Here is a 26525-nt window from a genome sequence, read left to right as displayed (position 1 = left end):
GCGTCATCATCAATCCTCACCTAACCCGGCGAAATGCCGGGTTTTTTTATTTTTTATGCGCCAGGCGAGTTACATTCAGAAAAGCGGTTGCTCCGCGCACTTTTCTGCTGTTAGATGATAGCCATGAGTTATCCATAGCTTAACTGCGGCTATTTCTGCCGTAAAAGCGGATTTGATGGTGGGGTTATCGTGAAACTGGATGAAATTGCGCGTTTGGCAGGCGTGTCGCGCACCACGGCCAGTTATGTGATCAACGGCAAAGCGCGGCAGTATCGTGTCAGCGACAAAACCGTTGAGAAAGTCATGGCGGTGGTACGTGAGCATAATTATCACCCCAATGCGGTGGCTGCCGGGCTGCGCGCCGGGCGTACGCGCTCAATTGGGTTAGTGATCCCCGATCTGGAAAATACCAGTTATACCCGTATTGCGAACTACCTTGAGCGGCAGGCCCGTCAGCGCGGCTATCAACTGCTGATCGCCTGTTCTGAAGATCAGCCCGATAATGAGATGCGCTGCATTGAGCATCTGTTACAGCGCCAGGTCGATGCGATCATCGTCTCCACCTCGTTACCGCCAGAGCATCCCTTTTATCAGCGCTGGATCAACGATCCCCTGCCGATTATTGCGTTAGATCGCGCCCTGGATCGTGAACATTTCACCAGCGTAGTGGGTGCCGATCAGGATGATGCCCACATGCTGGCGGCTGAACTGCGTCAGCTTGAGGTCAAAAATGTGCTGTTCCTCGGTGCGTTACCCGAGCTGTCAGTGAGTTTCCTGCGCGAGCAGGGGTTCCGCGATGCATGGAAAGACGATCCCCGGCCGATTGACTACATCTACTGCAATAGCTTCGAACGCACAGCCGCCGCGGCACTGTTTGAACAATACCTTGAAGATCACCCGATGCCGGAGGCGCTTTTTACCACCTCATTTGGTCTGTTGCAGGGTGTGATGGATGTGACGCTGAAACGAGACGGACGGCTTCCGACCGAGCTGGCCATCGCCACCTTTGGCGACCACGAATTACTGGACTTTCTTGAGTGTCCGGTGCTGGCGGTAGGTCAGCGTCATCGCGACGTGGCAGAGCGCGTGCTGGAATTAGTTTTAGCCTCGCTGGATGAACCCAGAAAACCAAAACCTGGCTTAACCCGCATTCGCCGTAATTTATACCGTCGCGGACAATTAAGCCGAAAAGTTAAATGAGTCACGGGCAGTATTACGCTGCCCGCCCATTTTATTTAACGATTTAACTGATTAAATAAACAGGTCGACGTAAAAAAGCGTAAATTCTGCTCATCAAATCTAACAAAGCAGAAAGGGTTATTTTTATTATCTGCTTACAACTTCAACAAACTTACTTTCCCGTCTGGCCTGAAGCCGCTGGGCTTCCTTTCGGAAATCCCCTAAAATGCCGCCGCTGTCTCAGAAACCACGATTAATATTTAGCCCTTTACATTGTTTCATTTTTAGTCGTTTTTTCCCGGGCAGTTTTTTTTATTCAGGTATTCATCGGCTTATTTTTTACTTCCCCCTTTTATTCGTTTATATCGTCGCCTGAGATTAATTCTTCACTCTGTAAATAGTGATATTCACCTGCCGCTCCGGCTTGACAAGGATTTCATGGGATCCTTAAACTCGTTTCGTGGTAAAAAGTGGGATAAAGTGGCGTAAATGGGTGATGAGGAGAAGAGACTGGCATGTTCCGCGGAGCAACGTTAGTCAATCTCGACAGCAAAGGGCGGCTCGCCGTACCCACGCGATATCGCGATTTGCTGATTGGGGAGTCTCAGGGGCAGATGGTCTGTACCATCGACCTCCACCAGCCATGCCTGTTGCTTTATACCCTGCCCGAATGGGAAATCATTGAAAAAAAGCTGGCACGCCTTTCCAGTATGAATCCACTTGAGCGCCGCGTGCAGCGTTTGCTGCTGGGGCATGCCAGTGAATGTCAGATGGATAATGCAGGCCGCCTGCTGCTGGCGAATACGCTTCGACAGCACGCAAAATTAACCAAAGAAGTGATGCTGGTTGGACAGTTCAATAAATTTGAGCTGTGGGATGAACAGACCTGGTATCAACAAGTCAGGGACGATATTGACGCAGAACAGTCGGCTCAGGAGCCTTTATCTGAGCGGTTGCAGGACTTGTCGCTATAGCTATGCAGGAAAATTTCAAACATACCACCGTGCTGTTGGATGAGGCGGTTAACGGCCTCAATATCAGGGAAGACGGTATTTACATCGACGGCACTTTTGGTCGTGGTGGCCATTCACGCCTGATTCTTTCGCAGCTGGGAGAGAAGGGAAAGCTGATCGCCATCGATCGTGATCCGCAAGCTATCGCCGCTGCAGCAGAGATCACCGACCCGCGTTTTTCAATTATTCATGGCCCTTTTTCCGCGCTGGCAGAGTATGTCTCTGAACGGGATCTGGTCGGAAAGATTGACGGCATTTTGCTGGACCTGGGGGTTTCATCACCGCAGCTGGATGACGCCGAACGTGGCTTCTCCTTTATGCGTGATGGACCGCTGGATATGCGAATGGACCCGTCGCGCGGGCACTCTGCCGCAGAATGGTTGCTGCACGCAGAAGAGGCGGATATCGCTTTTGTCCTGAAGACCTACGGCGAAGAGCGATTCGCCAAACGCATCGCCCGGGCCATTGTCGAGCGTAATCGCGAACAGCCGATGACCCGGACCCGGGAACTGGCTGAGGTGATCTCAATCGCCATGCCGGTAAAAGATAAGTTTAAGCATCCGGCTACGCGCAGCTTCCAGGCGATTCGTATCTGGATTAACAGCGAACTGGAAGAGATCGATATTGCTCTGAAAGGCGCTGTTGAAGTGCTGGCTCCGCAGGGCCGCCTCTCTGTTATCAGCTTCCATTCACTGGAAGATCGGCTGGTGAAGCGCTTTATGCGCGATCAGAGTCGCGGGCCGCAGGTGCCGCCTGGGATTCCTATGACTGAACATCAGCTGCGTGCCCTGGGTGGGCGTGAACTGAAGTTGCTCGGCAAAATGTCGCCGGGTGACGCTGAAGTCTCTGAGAACCCACGCGCGCGCAGCTCGGTATTACGTATCGCGGAGAAAACCGACGCATGATCGGTAATGAGCGTCACAGTCTGCCTGCCGTTATCGGCGGGGATCTGCTGCGAAAGGGCAAGATTCCGGTGCTGTTGCTGATCGCTGTGGTGGTTTCTGCCGTGCTGGTGGTGACCACCACCCATAAAACACGACTGTTAACCGCGCAGCGCGAACAGCTGGTGCTGGAGCGTGACGCACTCGATATTGAGTGGCGCAACCTGATCCTGGAAGAGAATGCACTGGGCGATCACAGCCGTGTTGAACGCATCGCCACCGAGAAGCTGCAGTTGCAGCACGTTGATCCTTCACAAGAAAATATCGTGGTGCAGAAATAAGGACCTCAGATAGCGAATGAGCGGCACAGGCAGAACGCTGAAATTGAAGAAACCGGAAGATAAAGCCAGCTTTGTAAGCTGGCGTTTTGCGTTGCTGTGCGGCTGTATTTTACTGGCGCTGGGTGGATTGCTATCACGTGTGGCCTGGCTGCAGGTGATCAATCCTGGCAAGCTGGTAAAAGAGGGCGATCTGCGCTCGCTGCGTGTTCAGGCGGTGCCCACCTCACGCGGCATGATCAGTGATCGCGCCGGACGCCCGCTGGCAGTCAGCGTGCCGGTCAACGCTATCTGGGCCGATCCCAAAGAGCTGCACGCCGGTGGCGGAGTGACGCTGGACAGCCGCTGGAAGGCGCTTTCCGATGCGCTCTCTATTCCCCTTGATCAGCTGGCCGCCCGCGTGAATGCCAATCCCAAAGGCCGCTTTGTCTATCTGGCGCGCCAGGTCAATCCGGCCATCGGCGACTACGTCAAAAAACTCAAACTCCCCGGTATTCATCTGCGCGAAGAGTCACGCCGTTACTACCCTGCCGGGCAGGTCACCTCCCATCTGATTGGCTTTACCAACATCGACGGGCAGGGCATTGAAGGCATCGAGAAGAGCTTTGATAAGTGGCTGACCGGTGCACCCGGCGAGCGGACGGTGCGTAAAGATCGGTACGGTCGGGTCATCGAGGATATCTCTTCGGTGGACAGCCGGGCCGCTCATAACCTGACGCTGAGCATTGATGAGCGGTTACAGGCGCTGGTTTATCGTGAACTGAATAATGCCGTCGCCTTTAACAAAGCGGAATCGGGTACGGCGGTGCTGGTGGATGTCAATACCGGTGAAGTGCTGGCGATGGCCAACAGCCCGGCTTACAACCCGAACAATCTCGGCAATACGCCAAAAGATCTGATGCGTAACCGCGCCATTACCGACATTTTCGAACCGGGCTCTACCGTGAAGCCGATGGTGGTGATGACGGCGCTGCAGCGTGGTGTGGTGAGAGAGAATAGCGTCCTGAATACCGTGCCGTACCGCGTCAATGGTCATGAGATCAAAGATGTGGCGCGCTACAACGAATTGACCCTGACAGGGGTTTTACAGAAGTCGAGTAACGTCGGTGTTTCACGTCTGGCGTTAGCGATGCCTTCCTCAGCGCTGGTAGAAACTTACGCGCGCTTTGGACTGGGCAAACCGACCAATTTGGGGCTGGTCGGGGAAAGCAGTGGCTTATACCCTAAAAAACAACGGTGGTCTGACATAGAGAGGGCCACCTTCTCTTTCGGCTACGGGCTAATGGTAACGCCGTTACAGTTAGCGCGAGTCTACGCAACGATTGGCAGCTATGGCATTAATCGCCCGCTGTCGATCACCAAAGTGGATCCGCCCGTCGCGGGACAACGCGTTTTCGATGAGTCACTGGTGAAAACCGTGATGCACATGATGGAAAGCGTGGCGCTGCCCGGTGGCGGGGGCGTCAAAGCGGCAATCAAGGGTTATCGCATTGCGATAAAAACCGGTACGGCGAAAAAGGTCGGGCCGGACGGACGCTACGTTAATAAATACATTGCCTACACCGCAGGCGTCGCGCCTGCCAGTCATCCACGATTCGCGCTGGTGGTGGTGATCAACGATCCCCAGGCCGGCAAGTATTACGGCGGTGCGGTCTCTGCACCGGTATTTGGTGCCATCATGGGTGGCGTACTGCGTACCATGAACATCGAGCCGGACGCGTTACCGACCAATGACAAGAATGAGCTGGTGACTAACAGAAGTGAGGAATCAAGTGACAGATCGTAACCTGCGCGATTTACTCGGCCCCTGGGTGCCAGGCGCGCCGGCGCGCCCACTGCGTGACATGACCCTGGATAGCCGCATTGCGGCTTCTGGCGATCTGTTTGTCGCTGTTGCAGGCCATCAGGTTGATGGACGCCGTTTCATTCCGCAGGCAATTGCGCAGGGCGTTGCCGCTGTGGTGGCGGAAGCTGAGGGTGACGCGTCCGACTGCGAAATCCGTGAAATGCACGGCGTACCGGTTATCTATCTGGCGCAGCTGCATCAGCGCCTTTCGGCCCTGGCAGGCCGTTTTTATCAGCAGCCAGGCGAAAAACAGAAGCTGATTGGCGTCACCGGCACCAACGGTAAAACTACCACCACCCAGTTGCTGGCGCAGTGGGCGACGCTACTGGGTGAGACCAGCGCGGTGATGGGCACCGTCGGCAATGGGCTGGTAGGTCACTTAGCGGCGGCAGAAAATACCACGGGTTCAGCGGTTGATGTTCAGCATCTGCTGCACGATCTGGTTGAAAAAGGGGCGACCCTGACCGCAATGGAAATCTCGTCACACGGACTGGTTCAGCATCGCGTCGCTGCGCTGCCGTTTGCCGCGGCGGTCTTCACCAATCTCAGTCGCGATCACCTCGATTACCACGGTGATATGCAGAGCTATGAGTCAGCTAAATGGCTGCTCTTTTCTGAGCATCAGGTCGGGCAGGCGATTCTTAATGCGGATGACGAAGTCGGCCGTCGCTGGCTGGCACGCTTACCTGATGCCGTTGCGGTCACCATGGAGGATAACCTCCAGCCGGGCTGTCACGGGCGCTGGCTTAAAGCCGATGCGGTGGATTACCACGATAACGGCGCACATATTCGTTTCAGCTCCAGCTGGGGCAACGGCGAAATCGACAGTCCGCTGATGGGTGCCTTCAACGTCAGCAATCTGATGCTGGCACTGGCAACGCTGCTGTCACTGGATTATCCGCTGGCGGCGCTAATCAGCGTTGCACCGCAGTTGCAGCCGGTCAACGGCCGTATGGAAGTGTTCAGCGCCGCAGGAAAACCGACGGTCGTCGTGGATTATGCCCACACCCCGGATGCGCTGGAAAAAGCGCTGGAAGCGGCACGTCTGCACTGCAAAGGAAAACTGTGGTGCCTGTTTGGCTGCGGCGGCGACCGTGACAAAGGCAAACGCCCGTTAATGGGCGCGATTGCTGAGCAATATGCGGATGTGGTGGTGATTACGGATGACAATCCGCGCAGCGAAGATCCGCAGGCGATTGTAAAAGATATTCTGACCGGTCTGCTGGACCCAGGCCGCGCCCGCGTGGTCTCTGGTCGTGCACAGGCGGTTACTAACGCCGTTATGCAGGCGCAGCCCGACGATATCGTGCTGGTGGCTGGCAAAGGCCACGAAGATTATCAGATCATTGGCAACCGCCGTCTCGACTACTCCGATCGTGCCACCGTTGCGGCACTGCTGGGAGGCGTTGCATGATTCCGGTTTCATTAAAAACCCTGGCGGAAATCGCCGGCGGCACGCTGCACGGCAGCGATTTAACGCTGAGTGACGTGACCACCGATACCCGCAAAGTGACGGCGGGCAGCCTGTTTGTTGCGCTGGTGGGCGAACGCTTTGATGCGCACGACTTCGCCGGCGATGCCATTGCGAATGGCGCGCAGGCGCTGCTGGTCAGTAAGCATTTACCTGTCGCTGTGCCACAGGTGGTGGTTGAAGATACCCGGCTCGCCTTTGGCAGGCTGGGCGCATGGGTGCGTCAGCAGTCGACCGCCCGTGTAGTGGCGCTGACCGGCTCCTCCGGCAAAACCTCGGTTAAAGAGATGACGGCGGCGATTCTGCGTCAGTGCGGCGAGACGCTCTACACCGCAGGTAATCTCAACAACGATTATGGCGTACCGATGACGCTGCTGCGGCTGACTGCAGAACATCAGTATGCGGTTATCGAGCTCGGCGCCAATCATCAGGGCGAAATCGCTTACACCACCGATCTGGTTCAACCGGAAAGCGCGCTGGTGAATAACCTGGCCGCGGCGCATCTGGAAGGCTTTGGTTCGCTGGCCGGTGTCGCTAAGGCCAAGGGCGAGATCTTCCAGGGCTTACCGGCTCACGGCATTGCGATTCTGAACGCAGAGAGCAATGACTGGCCCAACTGGCAGAGCACGCTGCAGGATAAAACCGTGTGGCGTTTCTCACCGCAGGCGGCAGAGTGTGAATTCTCCGCCCGTGATATCCGCATTGCTCAGGACGGCACCCATTTTGTGATGAAAACACCGCGTGGCGAAGCTGAGATCGTGCTGCCATTGCCGGGTCGGCATAACATCGCCAACGCCCTGGCGGCGGCGGCACTGGCCCTGTCAGTGGATGCACCGCTTAGCGCCGTTCAGCAGGGGCTGAAAAAACTGCAGTCGGTGCCAGGTCGCTTGTTCCCGGTTCGCCTCTCTGCGCATCAGCTTCTGCTGGATGACAGCTACAACGCTAACGTCGGTTCGATGACTGCGGCCGTTCAGGTCCTGTCAGAAATGCCGGGTTACCGTGTGCTGGTCACGGGGGATATGGCGGAACTGGGTGAAGAGACAGAAAATTGTCACCGCGAAGTCGGCCAGGCGGCACGTGACGCAGGCATTGATCGCGTGCTGAGCACCGGAAAATTCAGCCATTTCATCAGTGAAAGCAGTGAAGTTGGCGAACATTTCAGCGATAAGACGGCGCTGACTGAACGTTTGCGTCAATTGTTGTCCGAACACTCAGAAATTACCGTCCTGATAAAAGGTTCACGTAGTGCCGCCATGGAGCAGGTAGTACAGAACTTAAAGGAGAAAGGAACATGTTAGTTTGGCTGGCCGAGCATCTGGTCGCTTTTTATTCGGGATTTAACGTCTTTTCCTATCTGACGTTTCGCGCCATTGTCAGCCTGCTGACCGCGTTATTCATCTCTCTCTGGATGGGGCCGCGCCTGATCGCCTGGCTGCAAAAATTACAGATTGGCCAGGTCGTCCGTAACGATGGCCCGGAATCGCATTTCAGTAAGCGCGGCACGCCGACCATGGGCGGCATCATGATTCTCACCTCCATCACCATTTCGGTGCTGATGTGGGCATATCCGTCGAATCCCTATGTCTGGTGCGTGCTGTTCGTGTTAATCGGCTTTGGCATCATCGGCTTTGTCGATGACTACCGCAAAGTGGTGCGCAAAGACACCAAAGGCCTGATCGCCCGCTGGAAATATTTCTGGATGTCGGTGATTTCGCTGGGCGTTGCGTTCGGGCTCTATGCGGCGGGCAAAGATACCCCCGCGACCCAACTGGTCGTGCCCTTTTTCAAAGACATCATGCCGCAGCTAGGTCTGTTTTATGTGCTGCTGGCCTACTTTGTGATTGTCGGAACGGGTAATGCGGTCAATCTGACCGATGGCCTGGATGGGCTGGCAATTATGCCAACCGTCTTTGTCGCCGCGGGCTTTGCGCTGGTTGCCTGGGCCACCGGTAACGTGAAGTTTGCTGAATATCTGCACATTCCCTATCTGCGTCACGCCGGTGAGCTGGTGATTGTCTGTACCGCCATCGTCGGGGCAGGGCTGGGCTTCCTGTGGTTCAACACCTATCCGGCTCAGGTCTTTATGGGCGACGTGGGTTCGCTGGCGCTGGGCGGCGCGCTGGGCACCATTGCGGTGTTGCTGCGTCAGGAATTTTTACTGGTGATTATGGGCGGCGTGTTTGTGGTTGAAACGCTGTCGGTCATCCTGCAGGTGGGATCGTTTAAGTTGCGCGGCCAGCGTATTTTCCGCATGGCGCCGATCCATCACCACTATGAACTTAAGGGCTGGCCGGAACCGCGCGTCATTGTGCGCTTCTGGATTATTTCGCTAATGCTGGTGCTGATTGGCCTGGCCACGCTGAAGGTGCGTTAATCATGGCTGACTATCGGGGTAGAAAAGTCGTCATCATCGGGCTGGGCCTAACCGGGCTCTCCTGTGTTGATTTCTTTTTAGCGCAGGGCGTGACGCCTCGCGTGATGGACACCCGTGTCTCGCCGCCGGGGCTGGATAAATTGCCCGGGCAGGTTGAACGCCATCTGGGCGGTATCAACGGTGAATGGCTGCTGGCGGCCGATCTGATTGTTGCCAGCCCTGGCGTCGCGCTGGCGCATCCGATTCTCAGCGAAGCCGTCGAAGCCGGCATCGAAATTGTCGGTGACATTGAGCTCTTTTGCCGCGAGGCGCAGGCGCCGATCGTGGCGATCACCGGCTCCAACGGTAAAAGCACGGTCACGACGCTGGTGGGTGAAATGGCGAAAGCCGCAGGCTGGCAGGTGGGCGTCGGTGGCAATATTGGTCTGCCCGCGCTGAGCCTGCTGCAGTCACCGGCGCAACTCTATGTACTGGAACTCTCCAGTTTCCAGCTGGAGACCACGCACAGTCTGAAAGCCGCGGCGGCAACCATACTTAACGTCAGCGAAGATCATATGGATCGCTATCCGCTGGGTATGCAGCAGTATCGCGCCGCTAAGCTGCGGGTTTATGAGAATGCACAGGTCTGCATCGTTAACGCCGATGATGCCCTGACGATGCCGGTACGCGGCGCGGACACCCGCTGCGTCAGCTTTGGTGTCGATTTCGGGGACTACCACCTTAATAAGCAGCAGGGCAGTATCTGGCTGCGGGTGAAAGGCGAGAAAGTCCTGAACACGGCCGAAATGAAGATGGTGGGACAGCACAACTACACCAATGCGCTGGCTGCGCTGGCGCTGGCCGATGCGGTGGGTCTGCCACGTGCCTCCAGTCTGGCCGCCTTAACGCACTTTAACGGTCTGGCGCATCGCTTCCAGCTGGTTCATGAGCATCAGGGCGTGCGCTGGATCAATGACTCCAAAGCCACCAACGTCGGCAGCACCGAAGCAGCGCTGAATGGCCTGCAGGTGAAGGGAACGCTGTGGCTGCTGATGGGCGGTGATGGCAAGTCGGCCGATTTTACGCCGCTGATCCCCTGGCTGCAGGGCGACAATGTGCGCCTTTACTGCTTTGGTCGCGATGGCGATGCGCTGGCGGCGCTGCGTCCGGAAATCGCCGTGCGCACTGAAACCATGCGCCAGGCGATGGAGCAGATTGCGCCGCAGGTTAAAGCAGGCGATATGATTCTGCTGTCGCCAGCCTGCGCCAGCCTTGACCAGTTCCGTAACTTTGAGCAGCGCGGTGAGCAGTTCGCGCAACTGGCGAAGGAGCTGAGCTGATGCGTATTCCTGGCGCCGGACTGGCGGGATATTTCTCAGGACGCCTGAAAGACTGGGTCATGGGCGCACGCGAAAGTGATGACTCTTCGCTGGTGCTCTATGACCGCACACTGCTATGGCTGACGCTGGGCCTGGCGGTGATTGGTTTCGTGATGGTGACGTCGGCTTCAATGCCGGTGGGTCAGCGTCTGAATGACGATCTTTTTTATTTCGCCAAGCGCGATGCCTTCTACATCGTTCTGGCTGTATGTATGGCGCTGGTCACGCTGCGGGTGCCGATGGATTTCTGGCAGCGCTACAGCAACGTGATGCTGATGGTCACGGTCGCGATGTTGCTGATTGTTCTGGTAGTCGGTAGCTCGGTTAACGGTGCATCGCGCTGGATCGCGCTGGGTCCGCTGCGTATTCAGCCTGCAGAGCTGTCGAAGCTCTCTCTGTTCTGCTATCTCGCCAGTTATCTGGTGCGCAAAGTGGAAGAGGTGCGTAACAACTTCTGGGGCTTCTGTAAGCCGATGGGCGTGATGGTGGTGCTGGCCGTATTACTGCTGGCGCAGCCGGATCTCGGTACGGTGGTTGTGCTGTTTGTGACGACCCTGGCGATGCTGTTCCTGGCGGGGGCCAAACTGTGGCAGTTCCTGGCAATCATCGGTTCCGGCATCTTTGCGGTGATCCTGCTGATCATTGCAGAACCCTACCGTATGCGCCGTGTGACCTCGTTCTGGAACCCGTGGGAAGATCCCTTTGGTAGCGGCTACCAGCTGACCCAGTCACTGATGGCATTTGGTCGCGGGGAATTCTGGGGCCAGGGGCTCGGTAACTCCGTGCAAAAGCTGGAATATCTGCCCGAAGCGCATACCGACTTTATTTTCGCCATCATCGGGGAAGAACTCGGCTACGTCGGTGTGGTAATGGCACTTTTAATGGTATTCTTCGTCGCTTTTCGTGCGATGTCGATTGGCCGTCGTGCTCTGGAACTGGATCAGCGTTTTTCCGGCTTTTTAGCCTGTTCAATCGGAGTCTGGTTCAGCTTCCAGGCGCTGGTTAACGTCGGTGCAGCAGCCGGTATGTTACCGACCAAAGGTCTGACCTTACCGCTGATCAGTTACGGTGGGTCGAGTCTGATCATTATGTCGACTGCCATCGTCTTTTTATTACGCATAGATTATGAAACGCGCCTGGCGAAAGCGCAGGCGTTTACCCGAGGTGGTCGATGAGCGGTAAGCGATTGATGGTGATGGCAGGCGGAACCGGCGGACATGTCTTTCCCGGTCTGGCTGTCGCCCATCATCTGATGGAACAGGGCTGGCAGGTCCGCTGGTTAGGCACTGCCGACCGTATGGAAGCCGATCTGGTGCCAAAGCACGGCATCGACATCGACTTCATCCGCATCAGCGGATTACGTGGTAAAGGCATGAAGGCGTTGCTGCTGTCACCGCTGCGCATCTTTAATGCATGGCGTCAGGCCCGTCGCATCATGAAGGCCTGGCAGCCGGATGTCGTGCTGGGCATGGGTGGCTACGTTTCCGGTCCTGGCGGCTTAGCGGCCTGGAGCTGCGGTATTCCGGTGGTACTGCATGAGCAGAACGGCATTGCCGGGCTGACTAACAAATGGCTGGCGAAAATCGCCACTAAAGTCTTGCAGGCGTTTCCGGGCGCGTTTCCCGCCGCCGATGTAGTGGGAAATCCGGTTCGCACTGATGTACTGGCACTGCCTTTACCCGCGCAGCGTCTGGCGGATCGTCATGGCCCGATACGGGTGCTGGTGATCGGTGGCAGTCAGGGTGCGCGGATACTGAACCAGACGCTGCCGCAGGTTGCCGCGCTGGTGGGTGATGAGATCACTCTGTGGCATCAGACCGGTAAAGGGTCGTTGCCCGAAACAGAGAAAGCTTATCAGCAGGTCGGGCAGACGCAGCACAAGGTGACCGAGTTTATTGATGACATGGCTGCCGCCTACGCCTGGGCTGATGTGGTGGTGTGCCGCTCCGGCGCGTTAACCGTGAGCGAAGTCGCTGCCGCTGGCTTACCGGCGATTTTCGTGCCATTTCAGCACAAAGATCGCCAGCAGTACTGGAACGCGCTGCCGCTGGAGAAAGCGGGAGCCGCCAGAATTTTTGAGCAGCCGCAGTTTACTGCGGAGGCTGTAGCGGATCAGCTACGCCACTGGGATCGCGCAACACTGCTGACAATGGCTGAGCAGGCCCGTCAGGTGGCGATCCCCGATGCGACTGAACGGGTCGCTCAGGAAGTGGCTCGCGCCGCAAAGTAATCATTCCGGTCAGCGCGTCTGACCTGTACCCGGACTGGGTACAAACTGAAATAGCAGGTAACTGAGAGCGATGAATACACAACAATTGGCAAAACTGCGTTCTATCGTGCCCGAGATGCGTCGCGTCCGGCACATCCACTTTGTCGGCATCGGCGGTGCTGGCATGGGCGGTATTGCCGAAGTGTTAGCAAATGAAGGCTACCATATCAGCGGTTCAGATCTGGCTCCTAACCCGGTGACGCAGAACCTGATTGCGCTGGGTGCCACCATTTATTTTAACCATCGCCCCGAAAACGTGACCGATGCCAGCGTTGTGGTGGTTTCCAGCGCCGTTTCGCAGGATAACCCAGAACTGGTGGCGGCACGTGAACAGCGTATCCCGGTGATCCGTCGCGCGGAGATGCTGGCTGAGCTGATGCGTTTTCGTCACGGCATCGCCGTTGCGGGTACCCATGGCAAAACGACCACCACGGCGATGGTGTCGAGTATTTATGCGGAAGCGGGTCTCGATCCGACCTTTGTTAACGGCGGACTGGTCAAAGCAGCAGGCACCCATGCCCGTCTGGGCCACAGCCGGTATCTGATTGCTGAAGCGGATGAGAGCGATGCGTCGTTCCTGCATCTGCAGCCGATGGTGGCGATTGTGACCAACATCGAAGCTGACCATATGGACACCTATCAGGGCGATTTTGAGAACCTGAAGCAGACGTTTATTAACTTCCTGCACAACCTGCCGTTTTACGGTCGTGCGGTGATGTGTGTGGATGATGCGGTTATTCGTGACCTGATCCCACGCGTGGGACGCCATATCACCACGTACGGTTTCAGTGATGATGCTGACCTGCGCATTGAAAATTATGAACAGAGTGGCGCGCAGGGGCATTTCACCCTGATCCGTCAGGATAAAGCACCGCTGCAGATTACGCTGAACGCGCCGGGTCGCCACAATGCCCTGAATGCGGCAGCCGCCGTCGCCGTCGCCAGTGAAGAGGGCATTGAAGACAATGCTATCCTGGCTGCGCTGGAGAGTTTCCAGGGCACGGGCCGTCGCTTTGATCTGCTGGGTGAATTCCCGACAGAGCCGGTCAATGGACAGCCGGGCACCGCGATGCTGGTTGATGATTACGGTCATCATCCCACCGAAGTGGACGCGACAATCAAAGCCGCGCGCGCAGGCTGGCCGGATAAAAAACTGGTGATGGTGTTTCAGCCGCACCGTTACAGCCGTACCCGCGATCTGTTTGATGATTTCGCCAACGTACTGTCGCATGTAGATGTGTTGCTGATGCTGGATGTTTACCCGGCCGGTGAAACCGCCATTCCGGGTGCTGACAGTCGTTCGCTGTGCCGTGCGATTCGTAATCGCGGCAAGGTGGATCCGATTCTGGTGCCGGAACATGACGCGCTGCCAGAGATGCTGGCACCGCTGCTGTCAGGCAATGACCTGATTCTGGTGCAGGGAGCCGGTAACGTCGGCAAGGTTGCCCGCAAGCTGGCTGACACTAAGCTCCAGCCGGAACGCAAAGCGGAGGATCGTCATGGCAGATAAAGTTGCAGTATTAATGGGTGGCACCTCGGCAGAGCGCGAGGTTTCGCTGAACTCGGGTCAGGCCGTCCTCGCCGGATTACGGGAAATGGGCATTGATGCACATGGCATCGATACCCGTGATGTCTCTGTGCTGACGCTGAAAGAGCAGGGCTTTACCAAAGCCTTTATCGCGCTGCATGGCCGGGGCGGAGAAGATGGCACGCTGCAGGCGGTGCTGGAGTTCCTGCAACTGCCGTACACCGGCAGCGGCGTGATGGCATCGGCCGTGACCATGGATAAGCTGCGCACCAAGCTGCTGTGGCAGGGACGTGGTTTACCGTCAGGAAAGTTTGTCTGGCTGACACGCCAGCAGTTTGATGCCGGTCTGGACGCAGAAAACAACGCGGCAATTGCGGCGCTTGGCCTGCCACTATTTGTGAAGCCAGCCTGTGAAGGCTCCAGCGTGGGCATCAGTCGGGTTAACGATCTGAGCGCGCTGCCGGCGGCACTGGACATGGCGTTTAAGCACGACAATGACGTGCTGGTCGAGGCGTTTCTCAGCGGCGCGGAGTACACCGTCGCGATTGTGGGCGATCGTATTCTGCCCTCGATTGAAATAAAGAGCGCCAGCGAGTTCTATGACTATGAAGCTAAATACATTTCTGACGATACTCAGTACGTCTGTCCGGCCGATTTAAGCGCTGAACGTGAAGCGGAATTACAGCAGCTGGTACTGGCGGCCTGGCGTGCGCTGGGATGTCGCGGCTGGGGACGGGTTGATGTAATGACCGATGGGGAAGGGCGCTTTCAGTTACTGGAAGCCAATACCTCACCGGGCATGACCAGCCACAGTCTGGTGCCAATGGCAGCGAAACAGGCGGGCATGAGCTTCCCGCAGCTGGTTGCCCATATTCTGGAGCTGGCCGACTGATATGTCACAGGCGGCGATGAGAGTTCGAAACCGTGAACCGCAGGAGCGTATTCGCACCGGGCGCAGTAACGGTGCCCGACTGTTCGGCATTGTTTTTCTGCTGATCGTCATCGGGATTATGGTTGCCGGCGGGCTGGTGGTACTGAAGTGGATGAACGATGCGTCCCGGCTGCCATTGTCAAAACTGGTGGTGACAGGACAGACGCACTACACCACACACGATGATATTCGTCAGGCGATTTTGTCGCTGGGTCCGCCTGGTACGTTTATGTCTCAGGATGTGGACATCCTGCAGCAGCAGATTGAGCGGCTGCCCTGGATTAAGCAGGTCAGCGTGCGTAAGCAGTGGCCGGACGAACTGAAGATCCACCTTGTGGAGTACACACCGGTGGCGCGCTGGAACGATTTGCATATGGTGGATGCTGAGGGTGTCTCCTTCAGCGTACCCGCCAGTCATGTCGGCAAAGAGACAATGCCGATGTTGTACGGGCCGGAAGGGAGTGAGAAAGAGGTCCTGGCGGGCTATCACAGCATGGATGATGTGCTGAAAGCCCGAAAGTTTACTCTGAAGGTGGCGTCGATGACGGCGCGGCGTTCATGGCAGCTGGTCACCAGCGATGATGTTCGTATCGAACTGGGCCGCAGCGACACCATGAAACGACTGAATCGCTTTATTGAGCTCTACCCGGTGCTGCAACAGCAAGGTCAGAACGAGAGCAAACGTATCAGCTACGTGGATTTACGATACGACTCTGGCGCTTCTGTTGGCTGGACACCGATCGTGATGGAGCCACAGGACAGTAATCAGCAACAGAACCAGGCACAGGCTAAACAACAATGATCAAGGCAACGGACAGAAAACTGGTAGTTGGACTCGAAATCGGCACTGCGAAGGTTGCCGCCCTGGTTGGGGAAGTTCTGCCCGATGGTATGGTCAACATTATTGGGGTGGGCAGCTGCCCTTCCCGCGGTATGGATAAAGGTGGCGTAAACGACCTTGAGTCGGTGGTGAAATGCGTTCAGCGCGCCATCGATCAGGCTGAGCTGATGGCAGATTGCCAGATCTCCTCCGTCTACCTTGCTTTATCGGGCAAACATATTAGTTGTCAGAACGAAATCGGGATGGTTCCGATTTCCGAAGAGGAAGTGACTCAGGATGATGTAGAGAACGTCGTACACACCGCCAAATCGGTGAGAGTACGTGACGAGCATCGCATCCTGCACGTCATTCCTCAGGAGTACGCCATTGACTATCAGGAAGGGATTAAAAATCCGGTCGGGCTTTCTGGCGTGCGTATGCAGGCGAAAGTGCATCTGATCACCTGCCACAACGACATGGCGAAGAACATCGTTAAAGCCGTTGAACGTTGCGGGCTGAAAGTGGATCAGCTGATTTTTGCCGGTCTCGCCTCCAGTTTTGCCGTTCTGACTGAAGACGAACGTGAGCTGGGCGTGTGTGTTGTCGATATTGGTGGCGGTACAATGGACATAGCCGTATATACCGGCGGCGCTTTACGGCACACTAAGGTTATTCCGTATGCAGGCAACGTCGTTACCAGCGACATCGCCTATGCGTTTGGTACACCACCAACGGATGCTGAGGCGATCAAAGTGCGCCATGGTTGCGCGCTGGGCTCGATTGTCGGCAAAGATGAGAACGTTGAGGTGCCGAGTGTGGGCGGACGTCCACCACGTAGCCTGCAACGTCAGACGCTGGCTGAAGTGATTGAGCCGCGTTACACCGAACTTTTGAATCTGGTCAATGACGAGATTCTGCAGTTACAGGAACAACTGCGTCAGCAGGGCGTGAAGCATCACTTAGCCGCAGGCATTGTCCTGACCGGTGGTGCAGCGCAAATCGAAGGACTGGCGGCCTGTGCGCAACGCGTATTCCATACGCAGGTGCGTATCGGACAGCCGCTGAATATTACCGGCCTGACTGACTATGCGCAGGAATCGTACTACTCCACTGCCGTGGGACTGTTGCATTACGGCAAAGAGTCGCACATGAACGGTGATGCAGAGACCGAAAAACGGGTCTCAGTAGGTAACTGGTTCAAGCGTATTAACAGTTGGTTAAAAAAAGAGTTTTAATTTTTGTGAAAGGGGATCATGCTGTTTTCTTTAGTGATCTCCAGGCGACAGGCACATAACGGAGAGAAATCATGTTTGAACCTATGGAATTAACCAACGACGCGGTGATTAAAGTCATCGGCGTCGGTGGCGGCGGCGGTAACGCCGTAGAGCACATGGTACGCGAGCGTATCGAAGGTGTGGAATTCTTTGCTGTGAATACCGACGCGCAAGCGCTGCGTAAAACAGCTGTCGGCCAGACCATTCAGATCGGTAATAACATTACCAAAGGTCTGGGTGCGGGTGCGAACCCGGAAGTGGGCCGTAACTCTGCAGAAGAAGATCGCGAAGCACTGCGTTCTGCGCTGGAAGGGGCAGACATGGTCTTCATCGCAGCAGGTATGGGCGGCGGTACCGGTACCGGTGCAGCTCCTGTCGTGGCTGAAGTGGCTAAGGAGCTGGGTATCCTGACGGTGGCGGTTGTCACCAAGCCGTTCAACTTCGAAGGCAAAAAGCGCATGGCGTTTGCCGAGCAGGGGATCGCCGAACTCTCTAAGCATGTCGATTCACTGATCACCATTCCAAACGACAAGCTGCTGAAAGTGCTGGGCCGTGGTATCTCTCTGCTGGATGCGTTTGGTGCAGCGAATGACGTGCTGAAAGGCGCCGTTCAGGGTATCGCTGAGCTGATCACCCGTCCTGGCCTGATGAACGTCGACTTTGCTGACGTGCGTACCGTCATGTCCGAAATGGGCTATGCGATGATGGGTTCAGGCGTCGCGTGCGGTGAAGATCGTGCGGAAGAAGCGGCTGAAATGGCGATCTCCAGCCCACTGCTGGAAGATATCGACCTTTCTGGTGCGCGTGGCGTGCTGGTCAACATTACGGCGGGCTTCGACCTGCGTCTGGATGAGTTCGAGACCGTGGGTAACACTATCCGCGCCTTCGCCTCTGACAACGCGACCGTCGTGATCGGTACCTCACTGGATCCGGAGATGAACGACGAACTGCGCGTCACCGTGGTGGCAACCGGTATCGGCATGGACAAGCGTCCTGAAATCACCCTGGTAACCAACAAGCCAGCCAGTCAGCCAGTGATGGATCATCGCTATCAGCAGCACGGTATGTCACCGCTGCCGCAGGAGCAGAAACCTGCTGCCAAAGTCGTTAACGACCAGGCTGCGCAGTCGAACAAAGAGCCCGATTATCTTGATATTCCGGCCTTTTTACGTAAGCAGGCCGATTAGGATTAACCCTATAATTGGGATTCTCCGCTCTTTGTGCTAAAGTCTCTGTCCGCTGGTAAAGTATACTGGCGGTCGGACAGGTGATATTGCGAGATAATACGATGATCAAACAAAGGACATTAAAACGTATTGTTCAGGCGACTGGTGTCGGTTTACATACCGGCAAAAAAGTCACCCTGACATTACGCCCTGCGTCGGCTAATACCGGGGTCATCTATCGTCGCACCGACTTGAATCCACCGGTAGATTTTCCGGCTGATGCAAAATACGTGCGCGACACCATGCTGAGTACCTGCCTGGTGAATGATGAAGGCGTGCGTATTTCCACGGTTGAACACCTCAATGCCGCCCTGGCGGGGCTGGGTATCGACAACATTATTGTTGAAGTCGATGCGCCAGAAATCCCGATCATGGATGGCAGCGCAGCACCGTTTATCTATCTGCTGATGGATGCGGGCATCGAGCAGCTCAACAGCGCGAAGAAATTTGTGCGTGTTAAGCAGACCGTGCGTGTGGAAGAGGGTGACAAATGGGCTGAGATCAAACCGTTTAACGGCTTCTCGCTTGATTTCACCATCGACTTCAAACACCCGGCTATCGATTCCAGCTCACAGCGTTATGCGATGAACTTCTCTGCTGACGCCTTTGTTCGCCAAATCAGCCGGGCGCGTACATTTGGCTTTATGCGTGAAATCGAATATCTGCAGTCTAAAGGCCTGTGCCTGGGCGGTAGCTTAGATTGTGCGATAGGTCTGGATGATTTCCGCGTACTGAATGAAGAAGGCCTGCGTTTTGAGGACGAGTTTGTCCGTCACAAAATGCTGGACGCGATTGGCGACTTGTTTATGTGTGGTCACAACATCATTGGCGCATTCACTGCGTTCAAATCGGGCCACGCGCTGAACAACAAGCTGCTGCAAGCGGTTCTGGCTAAGCAGGAAGCCTGGGAATGGGCAACCTTCGAAGACGAAGCTGAACTGCCGCTGGCATTCAAAGCACCGAATCTGGTTCTGGCTTAATTACCCCGGAACGTGAAACGGCTGGTTATGCTGACACCCTCTCCGGTCAGCGGCGCCAGCCGTTTTTTATTGCCTCTTATCACACGCCTGATGACTGCGACCTCGCTCGCAAAGCGTTGTCTGTTCTGCTGATTTGCTGAACAATCACACGCGTTTTCTCTCGCCATCACTTTAATCCCAGGTGTGGATGCCCCACATTAATGATACTATCTGTGGCGCTTTTACAGGCCGAAATCCGTTGCGGCTCGCGGCGGGTACCAGAAAACAAAAGCGCAACAGAGCATGCGCGATGGAAAGGTTGTGATCGGGATTCTTCTGCGCTGGCGACAATTAGGTAGACGCTATTTCTGGCCTCATCTCCTGTTAGGGATGGTAGCGGCCAGCTTTGGCCTGCCAGCCTGTGCGCAAAGCTCCGAACTCAACGCGTCGTCTGAATCTCCGGCCAGCAGTCTCTTTCTTGGCAATGCCACACGCTTTGATCACCTGATCCGGCTGCAGGAAGCATCCCGACGCCCGAGCTTCAGCGTGGATTACTGGCATCAGCACGCCATCCGCACCGTTATTCGTCATCTCTCTTTCACGCTGGCGCCCCAGGCGCAGGCGGAGCAACAGACATTACCGCTGGCGGCACAAAAGCTGGCGCTGATCGACTCACTGCATAGTTTACTGACATCACATTCTGCGCTGCACACTGCACCGCAGCAGATCACTACGCCGCCTCTTTTCATGGCCGTTACCCGCTCATGGGTAGAATGGCATGCCAGCGTGCATGGCATACGCGCCGGACCTGCCCGATTGTTCTGCTAATATTTTTGGTTTTATTCACTCTGTTTAGATTTCGCAGTCCGGAATGCTCCGGCTGAATTGAGAATATATTTATTATGTTAAGCAAAATATTAACCAAGGTTTTTGGTAGCAGTAACGATCGTACTCTGCGTCGTATGCGTAAAGTGGTGGACGTCATCAATAAGATGGAGCCCGATTTTGAGAAGCTCTCTGATGATGAACTGAAAGCGAAAACGGATCTGTTCCGCGAACGCCTGAAAAAAGGTGAATCGCTGGAAAGCCTGATCCCGGAAGCGTTCGCAACCGTGCGTGAAGCGAGTAAACGCGTATTCGGGATGCGTCACTTCGACGTGCAGCTGATCGGCGGCATGGTGCTGAACGATCGCTGCATTGCTGAGATGCGAACCGGTGAAGGTAAAACGCTGACCGCAACGCTGCCGGCCTACCTGAATGCGCTGTCCGGCAAAGGCGTTCACGTGGTTACCGTCAACGACTATCTGGCACAGCGTGATGCGGAAAACAACCGTCCGCTGTTTGAGTTCCTGGGTTTAACCATTGGTATCAACATGTCGGGCCTGCCGGCGGTGGCAAAGCGTGAAGCTTACGCAGCAGACATCACCTACGGCACCAACAACGAATATGGCTTTGACTACCTGCGCGACAACATGGCTTTCAGCCCGGAAGAGCGTGTACAGCGTAAACTGCACTATGCGCTGGTGGATGAGGTCGACTCCATCCTGATCGATGAAGCGCGTACCCCGCTGATCATCTCTGGTCCGGCGGAAGACAGTTCTGAGCTTTACACCAAAGTGAACAAGATCATCCCTCATCTGGTTCGCCAGGATAAAGAAGATACCGAAACCCATCAGGGTGAAGGCGACTTCTGGGTCGATGAAAAAGCGCGTCAGGCTCACATGTCTGAGCGCGGTCTGGTCAAAGTGGAAGAGCTGCTGGTCAGCCAGGGCATCATGGAAGCGGGCGAGTCACTCTACTCTCCGACCAACATCATGCTGATGCACCACGTCACTGCGGCGCTGCGTGCGCACGCACTCTTTACCCGCGATGTGGATTACATCGTGAAAGATGGCGAAGTGGTGATTGTTGATGAACACACCGGCCGAACCATGCAGGGTCGTCGCTGGTCTGATGGTCTGCATCAGGCGATTGAAGCGAAAGAAGGCGTTGAGATCCAGAACGAGAACCAGACGCTGGCCTCTATCACCTTCCAGAACTACTTCCGTATTTACGAGAAGCTGGCCGGTATGACCGGTACCGCTGATACCGAAGCATTTGAATTCAGCTCCATTTATAAGCTCGACACCATTGTCGTGCCGACCAACCGTCCGATGGTGCGTAAAGATCTGGCTGACCTGGTCTACATGACCGAGAAAGAGAAGATCGATGCCATTATCGAAGATATCCGTGAGCGCACCGCCAATGGTCAGCCGGTGCTGGTGGGGACCATCTCGATTGAGAAATCAGAAGTGGTCTCTAACGAACTGACCCGCGCCGGTATCAAACATAACGTACTGAACGCCAAATTCCACGCCCGCGAAGCGGATATCGTGGCGCAGGCCGGTCAGCCAGGTGCGGTCACTATCGCCACCAACATGGCCGGACGTGGTACGGATATTATGCTGGGCGGCAGCTGGCACGCTGAAGTGGCCGAACTGGAAGAGCCAACTGAAGCGCAAATCGAAGAGATTAAAGCGGCATGGCAGATTCGTCATGATGCTGTACTGGCGTCAGGCGGTTTACACATCGTCGGTACTGAGCGTCACGAATCGCGTCGTATTGACAATCAGCTGCGTGGTCGTGCAGGCCGTCAGGGTGACGCCGGTTCTTCTCGCTTCTACCTCTCAATGGAAGATGCGCTGATGCGTATTTTTGCCTCAGACCGCGTCTCGAATATGATGCGTAAACTGGGCATGAAGCCAGGCGAAGCGATTGAGCATCCGTGGGTCACCAAAGCGATTGCCAATGCCCAGCGCAAAGTTGAAAGCCGTAACTTCGATATTCGTAAGCAGTTGCTGGAATATGATGATGTGGCTAATGACCAGCGTCGCGCCATCTACAGTCAGCGTAATGAACTGCTGGATGTGTCTGACGTTAGCGAAACCATCAACAGTATTCGCCACGACGTCTACAAAGTTACCATCGATACTTACATTCCGCCGCAGTCGCTGGAGGAGATGTGGGATGTGCCAGGCCTGGAAGAGCGTCTGCGTACTGACTTCGATCTGAACCTGCCGATTGCAGAGTGGCTGGATAAAGAGCCTGACCTGCATGAAGAAGTGCTGCGTGAGCGCATCATGACCCATGCCATGGAAAGCTACGCTGAGAAAGAAGAGATCGTTGGCGCAGAGATGATGCGCAACTTCGAAAAAGGCGTGATGCTTCAGACGCTGGATTCGCTGTGGAAAGAGCATCTGGCCGCGATGGACTATCTGCGTCAGGGCATCCATCTGCGCGGCTATGCGCAGAAAGATCCGAAGCAGGAGTACAAGCGTGAATCCTTCGCCATGTTTGCCGCGATGCTTGAATCACTGAAATATGAAGTGATCAGTACGCTGAGCAAAGTCCAGGTGCGCATGCCAGAAGAAGTTGAAGCGATGGAGCAACAACGTCGCGAAGAAGCTGAACGTCTGGCACAGCAACAGCAGCTGAGCCATGTTGAAGAGGATCTGCTGGCAGCAGCAGAGCCTGTGGCGGAGCAGAGTGGCGAACGCAAAGTCGGCCGCAACGATCCCTGCCCATGTGGTTCCGGTAAAAAGTACAAGCAGTGTCATGGCCGCATCGCCTGAGACTGAATGCTAATAAAAAAGGAGCCGCTGGCTCCTTTTTTTATGGTCTCTGCCACCCAGGCAACTGCGACTCCGCTGATCTAAAGCGGTTAACATCCGCTACGGCATGCTCTAAAATCAGGCTTCATTCACCCATTACTACCGGATAGTCTCCATGAAGCACCTGCAGGTTGCAGTTGGCATCATTCGCAATGCCAGTAAACAAATTTTCCTTGCCCAGCGCGCGGCGACCTCTTACATGGCGAACAAGTGGGAGTTTCCTGGCGGTAAAATTGAAGCGGGCGAAAGCGCCGAACAGGGATTGATAAGGGAACTTCAGGAAGAGACCGGGATTGAAGTCACCCAGGCACGCCCGATCGGTCATGCAGACCATAGCTATGACGATCTGCGGGTGACGCTGCATTTCTTTCTGGTTGAAGGGTGGAAAGGAGAGCCGTGGGGCAAAGAGGGGCAGCCGCAGCGTTGGGTGGATCAGCATGCGCTGGTCGCGGAGGAGTTTCCGCCCGCGAATCATCAGCTGATTGCGCGTCTGATTGCTGGCGAACTCTGATCGGATGGGGCTGCGCGCCCCATCCGGTTCGGCTATCAGCGATCCTCTTCACTCCAGTTGTCACTGTCGTTCATATCGTCGCGGCTGGGAATACGTTTCTCTTCTGCGGCCCACTCACCTAAATCGATGAGCTGGCAGCGCTTACTGCAAAAGGGGCGCCACGGGCTGAGCTCATCCCAGATCACATCTTTGCCGCACTGCGGACAGGCAACGGTCATCACTTCTTGCTGCATTTTTTACCTCTAACAACAGGCCAGTTGAAAATTAAGGCGAGCCGGAACTTCACCGCGCTCACTATCAAGCGGCATAAAACGAATGGCGTAGCGGCTTTTATGTCCGGACACCTGTGGATAGAGCGCATCCTCCAGCGACAACTGCAGTCGCAGCAGATCGGCGCCTTCGGCATTATCCTGATAAAAACCATTAAGGCTGGTCTGCACATGAAACGCGCCGGACTGGCGGATCAGGTCCAGTATCATCGCCAGCGCATGATGCAGCGGCTCCAGCGTCTGCATCCAGGCTTCGACCTGCGCATCGCGTGCTTCCTGCGGCAGATGGAGCCAGATGTGCAGGCCCGGCAAATCAAAGCTGCAGCATCCACCAGGGATGCTCAGGCGCTGCCGCACCAGGGCAATCAGACGGTCCTCGCGGAGTTGCTGGCCCATACGTGGGGCATTCATTAACTGCGTCGACTGAATTTTGAGTTTATCGCGCAGGGCATTAACCAGCGTCATATCAACACCTGGCACATCAGCCCATGCACGTAACTTTTGCTGCTGACGCTCCAGCTCTTTTAACAATTCAGTACGCATATCGCCCCGCTCAAAAATATCGAGCAACTCGCTAATCAGGCGAAAAAAGGTTAGCGCATTAACGGTTTTATCCAGTGGGACAATTTCATCTAACTGATTGATCAAAAACTCAACCCGTAACCAGGTTCGCATTTTTTCATTCAGTGGGTGTTCAAACAGAACGGGTGTGCTCATGGTATTAATCCTGTTTCGTTGCCGCCAGCCTGAGATAGCGCTGATGGAGTTCGGCAACCTGCGGCAAGGCGTCGTCGGGCTCGCCACTGTTATCAATAATGTCATCGGCACAGGCGAGGCGCTGCTGGCGCGTCGCCTGTGCGGCAAGAATGCGTTTTGCCTGGGCGACGGAAAGATGATCACGCTGCCGGGTGCGCGCTAACTGCGTTGCCTCATCAACATCCACCACCAGTACCCGATCAGCCTGGTGCTGTAACTGATTTTCCACCAGTAGCGGCACCACCCAGAGCACATAAGGTGTGGTGGCTTCGGCGATCAATTGATGCGTCCGGGCATTAATAAGTGGATGCAGCAGCGCGTTTAACCAGCTTTTCTCTTCCGGCTGCTGAAAAATAATGTCGCGAAGTCGGCTACGGTCAAGCTTCCCCTCATCAGTCACTATCGACGCGCCATAACGCGCCTGAATGGCCTGCAAAGCGGGTGTGCCGGGTTCGACAACTTCACGTGCTATCAGGTCAGCATCAATAATTTCCACACCAGACGCTGCGAATGCCTGGGCAATCGTACTTTTACCACTGCCGATCCCCCCTGTAAGCGCGACGATATAGGGCATGTTTCTCACCTGACTTCTCTGTTCGACAGGGCTTCAGGGTAATGATCTGAATAAAAAACGCAAAAATGCGCGTCAGATCACACCGATAAAGCACAATTAAATTTAACGGATTGTAGCGTAAATAAAGTGAAATTCGCAGTCTTGTCGCGCAGCGAGAGGCGCGTATCATAACGTCACTGGAGCTGTGCTTACTTCGTGAACGACGATTCATTGCCACTTACCAGGACACTGTTTATGCGTATTGAAGAAGATTTAAAACTGGGCTTTAAAGATGTCTTAATCCGCCCCAAACGCTCCACGCTGCAAAGTCGCTCACAGGTTGAGCTGGAACGCAGCTTTACCTTCAGACATTCGGGCCTGAGCTGGAGCGGCGTACCGATTATCGCCGCCAACATGGATACCGTTGGCACATTTTCAATGGCTGAGGCGCTGGCCAGCTTCAATATCCTTACAGCAGTCCATAAGCATTACAGCGTAGATGAGTGGCGCGCGTTTATTCAGCGCGTCCCCGCGACGGTATTGCAACATGTGATGGTTTCAACCGGCACCTCGGAGGCCGATCTCAATAAACTGGTCGCGATTATGGCGCTGTCAGACAATCTGCAGTTTATCTGCATCGACGTGGCCAACGGCTACTCTCAGCATTTTGTTGATTTTCTGCAGCGCGCCCGTGAAACCTTCCCGGCTAAAACCATCTGTGCCGGTAACGTGGTAACGGGCGAAATGGTGGAGGAGCTGATTCTCTCTGGCGCGGATATCGTCAAAGTCGGCATTGGTCCGGGTTCGGTCTGTACAACCCGGGTGAAAACCGGCGTGGGTTATCCGCAGCTTTCCGCTGTCATTGAATGTGCCGATGCGGCGCATGGCTTAAGCGGACAGATTGTCAGTGATGGCGGCTGCTCAGTGCCTGGCGATATTGCGAAAGCGTTTGGCGGCGGTGCCGACTTCGTGATGCTGGGTGGCATGCTGGCGGCACATGATGAGTGTGAAGGGCAGGTGGTTGAAGAGAATGGCGAAAGCTTTATGCTGTTTTACGGCATGAGTTCCGAATCGGCGATGAAGCGTCACGTTGGCGGTGTGGCGCAATATCGCGCAGCAGAAGGTAAAACGGTGAAGCTGCCATTGCGTGGCCCGGTTGCTGACACCGCGCGCGATATCCTGGGTGGACTGCGTTCCGCCTGCACTTACGTGGGTGCGGAGCGGCTGAAAGAGCTGACCAAGCGCACCACCTTTATCCGGGTTAATGAGCAGGAAAACCGCGTTTTCAACCGATAGTTATCCGGGGCGCAGCCTGCGCC

24 protein-coding genes are annotated in these 26525 nt (G+C 55.6%); 21 read left to right on the top strand and 3 right to left on the bottom strand.

Annotated elements, in window-relative coordinates:
- The first annotated feature begins 189 nt into the window (after positions 1 to 189).
- The 20 genes from cra (at position 190) to mutT (ending at position 23628) form a co-directional block, all read left to right on the top strand.
- On the top strand, positions 190 to 1200 hold the full coding sequence (gene cra / locus FOV68_RS16635; protein WP_031594409.1) for a catabolite repressor/activator: 1011 nt from the start codon (positions 190 to 192) through the stop codon (positions 1198 to 1200).
- Between the two features lie 494 nt (positions 1201 to 1694).
- A complete protein-coding gene (mraZ, locus tag FOV68_RS16630; RefSeq protein WP_009092149.1) occupies positions 1695 to 2153 on the top strand; it encodes a division/cell wall cluster transcriptional repressor MraZ in 459 nt (152 codons plus the stop codon).
- 2 nt (positions 2154 to 2155) lie between these two features.
- The gene (rsmH, locus tag FOV68_RS16625; RefSeq protein ID WP_010253859.1) at positions 2156 to 3097 is read left to right on the top strand and encodes a 16S rRNA (cytosine(1402)-N(4))-methyltransferase RsmH; all 942 of its coding nucleotides are present in this window, start codon (positions 2156 to 2158) and stop codon (positions 3095 to 3097) included.
- Positions 3094 to 3414, top strand: coding sequence for a cell division protein FtsL (gene ftsL, locus FOV68_RS16620; protein WP_003854764.1), 321 nt, complete (start codon positions 3094 to 3096; stop codon positions 3412 to 3414). The genes rsmH and ftsL overlap by 4 nt, the downstream gene beginning before the upstream one ends.
- 16 nt (positions 3415 to 3430) lie before the next feature.
- Positions 3431 to 5197, top strand: a complete 1767-nt coding sequence (locus tag FOV68_RS16615; protein WP_010671821.1) for a peptidoglycan glycosyltransferase FtsI — start codon at positions 3431 to 3433, stop codon at positions 5195 to 5197.
- Positions 5184 to 6671 (top strand): UDP-N-acetylmuramoyl-L-alanyl-D-glutamate--2,6-diaminopimelate ligase, encoded by a 1488-nt coding sequence (gene murE, locus FOV68_RS16610; protein ID WP_143991235.1) that lies wholly within the window; start codon positions 5184 to 5186, stop codon positions 6669 to 6671. The genes FOV68_RS16615 and murE overlap by 14 nt, the downstream gene beginning before the upstream one ends.
- Positions 6668 to 8026, top strand: a complete 1359-nt coding sequence (gene murF, locus FOV68_RS16605) for a UDP-N-acetylmuramoyl-tripeptide--D-alanyl-D-alanine ligase (protein ID WP_143991234.1) — start codon at positions 6668 to 6670, stop codon at positions 8024 to 8026. Before murE ends, murF begins: the two co-directional genes overlap by 4 nt.
- Positions 8020 to 9102, top strand: coding sequence for a phospho-N-acetylmuramoyl-pentapeptide-transferase (gene mraY, locus FOV68_RS16600; protein WP_003854755.1), 1083 nt, complete (start codon positions 8020 to 8022; stop codon positions 9100 to 9102). The genes murF and mraY overlap by 7 nt, the downstream gene beginning before the upstream one ends.
- A gap of 2 nt (positions 9103 to 9104) precedes the next feature.
- Positions 9105 to 10421, top strand: a complete 1317-nt coding sequence (gene murD, locus FOV68_RS16595; RefSeq protein WP_143991233.1) for a UDP-N-acetylmuramoyl-L-alanine--D-glutamate ligase — start codon at positions 9105 to 9107, stop codon at positions 10419 to 10421.
- Positions 10421 to 11635, top strand: a complete 1215-nt coding sequence (gene ftsW / locus FOV68_RS16590; protein ID WP_010253879.1) for a cell division protein FtsW — start codon at positions 10421 to 10423, stop codon at positions 11633 to 11635. Before murD ends, ftsW begins: the two co-directional genes overlap by 1 nt.
- Positions 11632 to 12690, top strand: coding sequence for an undecaprenyldiphospho-muramoylpentapeptide beta-N-acetylglucosaminyltransferase (murG, locus tag FOV68_RS16585; RefSeq protein WP_064703397.1), 1059 nt, complete (start codon positions 11632 to 11634; stop codon positions 12688 to 12690). The genes ftsW and murG overlap by 4 nt, the downstream gene beginning before the upstream one ends.
- A gap of 70 nt (positions 12691 to 12760) precedes the next feature.
- On the top strand, positions 12761 to 14239 hold the full coding sequence (gene murC / locus FOV68_RS16580; protein ID WP_143991232.1) for a UDP-N-acetylmuramate--L-alanine ligase: 1479 nt from the start codon (positions 12761 to 12763) through the stop codon (positions 14237 to 14239).
- Positions 14229 to 15149: a D-alanine--D-alanine ligase gene (locus FOV68_RS16575; RefSeq protein WP_010253885.1), complete on the top strand. Its 921-nt coding sequence runs from the start codon at positions 14229 to 14231 to the stop codon at positions 15147 to 15149. Before murC ends, FOV68_RS16575 begins: the two co-directional genes overlap by 11 nt.
- 1 nt (position 15150) lies before the next feature.
- Complete coding sequence (ftsQ, locus tag FOV68_RS16570; protein WP_039386502.1) at positions 15151 to 15990, top strand: cell division protein FtsQ; 840 nt, start codon at positions 15151 to 15153, stop codon at positions 15988 to 15990.
- On the top strand, positions 15987 to 17243 hold the full coding sequence (gene ftsA, locus FOV68_RS16565; RefSeq protein WP_010253890.1) for a cell division protein FtsA: 1257 nt from the start codon (positions 15987 to 15989) through the stop codon (positions 17241 to 17243). The genes ftsQ and ftsA overlap by 4 nt, the downstream gene beginning before the upstream one ends.
- Before the next feature lie 71 nt (positions 17244 to 17314).
- Positions 17315 to 18469: a cell division protein FtsZ gene (gene ftsZ / locus FOV68_RS16560; protein WP_010253892.1), complete on the top strand. Its 1155-nt coding sequence runs from the start codon at positions 17315 to 17317 to the stop codon at positions 18467 to 18469.
- Positions 18470 to 18570: 101 nt separating this feature from the next.
- Positions 18571 to 19488, top strand: a complete 918-nt coding sequence (lpxC, locus tag FOV68_RS16555) for a UDP-3-O-acyl-N-acetylglucosamine deacetylase (RefSeq protein ID WP_010253894.1) — start codon at positions 18571 to 18573, stop codon at positions 19486 to 19488.
- Between the two features lie 300 nt (positions 19489 to 19788).
- Positions 19789 to 20295 carry a secA translation cis-regulator SecM gene (gene secM / locus FOV68_RS16550; protein WP_329608306.1) on the top strand — a complete coding sequence of 169 codons (507 nt, stop codon included), beginning with the start codon at positions 19789 to 19791 and terminating at the stop codon, positions 20293 to 20295.
- A 74-nt stretch (positions 20296 to 20369) separates the two neighbouring features.
- A complete protein-coding gene (gene secA / locus FOV68_RS16545) occupies positions 20370 to 23078 on the top strand; it encodes a preprotein translocase subunit SecA (RefSeq protein WP_022625411.1) in 2709 nt (902 codons plus the stop codon).
- A gap of 154 nt (positions 23079 to 23232) precedes the next feature.
- Positions 23233 to 23628 (top strand): 8-oxo-dGTP diphosphatase MutT, encoded by a 396-nt coding sequence (gene mutT / locus FOV68_RS16540; protein WP_031594287.1) that lies wholly within the window; start codon positions 23233 to 23235, stop codon positions 23626 to 23628.
- A 35-nt stretch (positions 23629 to 23663) separates the two neighbouring features.
- On the opposite strand, the gene yacG is transcribed toward mutT, so the two are convergent.
- From yacG to coaE, 3 genes are read right to left on the bottom strand one after another with little or no spacing between them, the layout of a single operon-like run.
- Complete coding sequence (gene yacG / locus FOV68_RS16535) at positions 23664 to 23861, bottom strand: DNA gyrase inhibitor YacG (RefSeq protein ID WP_010253903.1); 198 nt, start codon at positions 23859 to 23861, stop codon at positions 23664 to 23666.
- A gap of 9 nt (positions 23862 to 23870) precedes the next feature.
- Entirely contained in the window at positions 23871 to 24614 is a 744-nt protein-coding gene (gene zapD / locus FOV68_RS16530; RefSeq protein WP_010671830.1) for a cell division protein ZapD, read from the bottom strand.
- A 4-nt stretch (positions 24615 to 24618) separates the two neighbouring features.
- Positions 24619 to 25227 carry a dephospho-CoA kinase gene (coaE, locus tag FOV68_RS16525; protein WP_031594288.1) on the bottom strand — a complete coding sequence of 203 codons (609 nt, stop codon included), beginning with the start codon at positions 25225 to 25227 and terminating at the stop codon, positions 24619 to 24621.
- A gap of 234 nt (positions 25228 to 25461) precedes the next feature.
- On the opposite strand from coaE, the gene FOV68_RS16520 reads away from it, so the two are divergent.
- Complete coding sequence (locus FOV68_RS16520) at positions 25462 to 26502, top strand: GMP reductase (protein ID WP_109652381.1); 1041 nt, start codon at positions 25462 to 25464, stop codon at positions 26500 to 26502.
- Positions 26503 to 26525: the final 23 nt, after the last annotated feature.

Source organism: Pantoea sp. paga (assembly GCF_007558755.1).
In the GTDB taxonomy this organism is placed as follows: domain Bacteria; phylum Pseudomonadota; class Gammaproteobacteria; order Enterobacterales; family Enterobacteriaceae; genus Pantoea; species Pantoea agglomerans.
The sequence above is the reverse complement of the archived record's forward strand: the minus strand, read 5'-3'. Positions and strand labels throughout refer to the sequence as shown.

Coding starts and splice junctions, on each gene's coding strand:
- mraZ (WP_009092149.1), top strand. CDS start 1,695: ATGTTCCGCGGAGCAACGTTAGTCAATCTCGACAGCAAAGGGCGGCTC.
- coaE (WP_031594288.1), bottom strand. CDS start 25,227: ATGCCCTATATCGTCGCGCTTACAGGGGGGATCGGCAGTGGTAAAAGT.
- lpxC (WP_010253894.1), top strand. CDS start 18,571: ATGATCAAACAAAGGACATTAAAACGTATTGTTCAGGCGACTGGTGTC.
- FOV68_RS16615 (WP_010671821.1), top strand. CDS start 3,431: ATGAGCGGCACAGGCAGAACGCTGAAATTGAAGAAACCGGAAGATAAA.
- ftsW (WP_010253879.1), top strand. CDS start 10,421: ATGCGTATTCCTGGCGCCGGACTGGCGGGATATTTCTCAGGACGCCTG.
- zapD (WP_010671830.1), bottom strand. CDS start 24,614: ATGAGCACACCCGTTCTGTTTGAACACCCACTGAATGAAAAAATGCGA.
- yacG (WP_010253903.1), bottom strand. CDS start 23,861: ATGCAGCAAGAAGTGATGACCGTTGCCTGTCCGCAGTGCGGCAAAGAT.
- murD (WP_143991233.1), top strand. CDS start 9,105: ATGGCTGACTATCGGGGTAGAAAAGTCGTCATCATCGGGCTGGGCCTA.
- ftsQ (WP_039386502.1), top strand. CDS start 15,151: ATGTCACAGGCGGCGATGAGAGTTCGAAACCGTGAACCGCAGGAGCGT.
- murF (WP_143991234.1), top strand. CDS start 6,668: ATGATTCCGGTTTCATTAAAAACCCTGGCGGAAATCGCCGGCGGCACG.
- mraY (WP_003854755.1), top strand. CDS start 8,020: ATGTTAGTTTGGCTGGCCGAGCATCTGGTCGCTTTTTATTCGGGATTT.
- FOV68_RS16575 (WP_010253885.1), top strand. CDS start 14,229: ATGGCAGATAAAGTTGCAGTATTAATGGGTGGCACCTCGGCAGAGCGC.
- secA (WP_022625411.1), top strand. CDS start 20,370: ATGTTAAGCAAAATATTAACCAAGGTTTTTGGTAGCAGTAACGATCGT.
- mutT (WP_031594287.1), top strand. CDS start 23,233: ATGAAGCACCTGCAGGTTGCAGTTGGCATCATTCGCAATGCCAGTAAA.
- ftsA (WP_010253890.1), top strand. CDS start 15,987: ATGATCAAGGCAACGGACAGAAAACTGGTAGTTGGACTCGAAATCGGC.
- rsmH (WP_010253859.1), top strand. CDS start 2,156: ATGCAGGAAAATTTCAAACATACCACCGTGCTGTTGGATGAGGCGGTT.
- FOV68_RS16520 (WP_109652381.1), top strand. CDS start 25,462: ATGCGTATTGAAGAAGATTTAAAACTGGGCTTTAAAGATGTCTTAATC.
- murG (WP_064703397.1), top strand. CDS start 11,632: ATGAGCGGTAAGCGATTGATGGTGATGGCAGGCGGAACCGGCGGACAT.
- ftsL (WP_003854764.1), top strand. CDS start 3,094: ATGATCGGTAATGAGCGTCACAGTCTGCCTGCCGTTATCGGCGGGGAT.
- murC (WP_143991232.1), top strand. CDS start 12,761: ATGAATACACAACAATTGGCAAAACTGCGTTCTATCGTGCCCGAGATG.
- ftsZ (WP_010253892.1), top strand. CDS start 17,315: ATGTTTGAACCTATGGAATTAACCAACGACGCGGTGATTAAAGTCATC.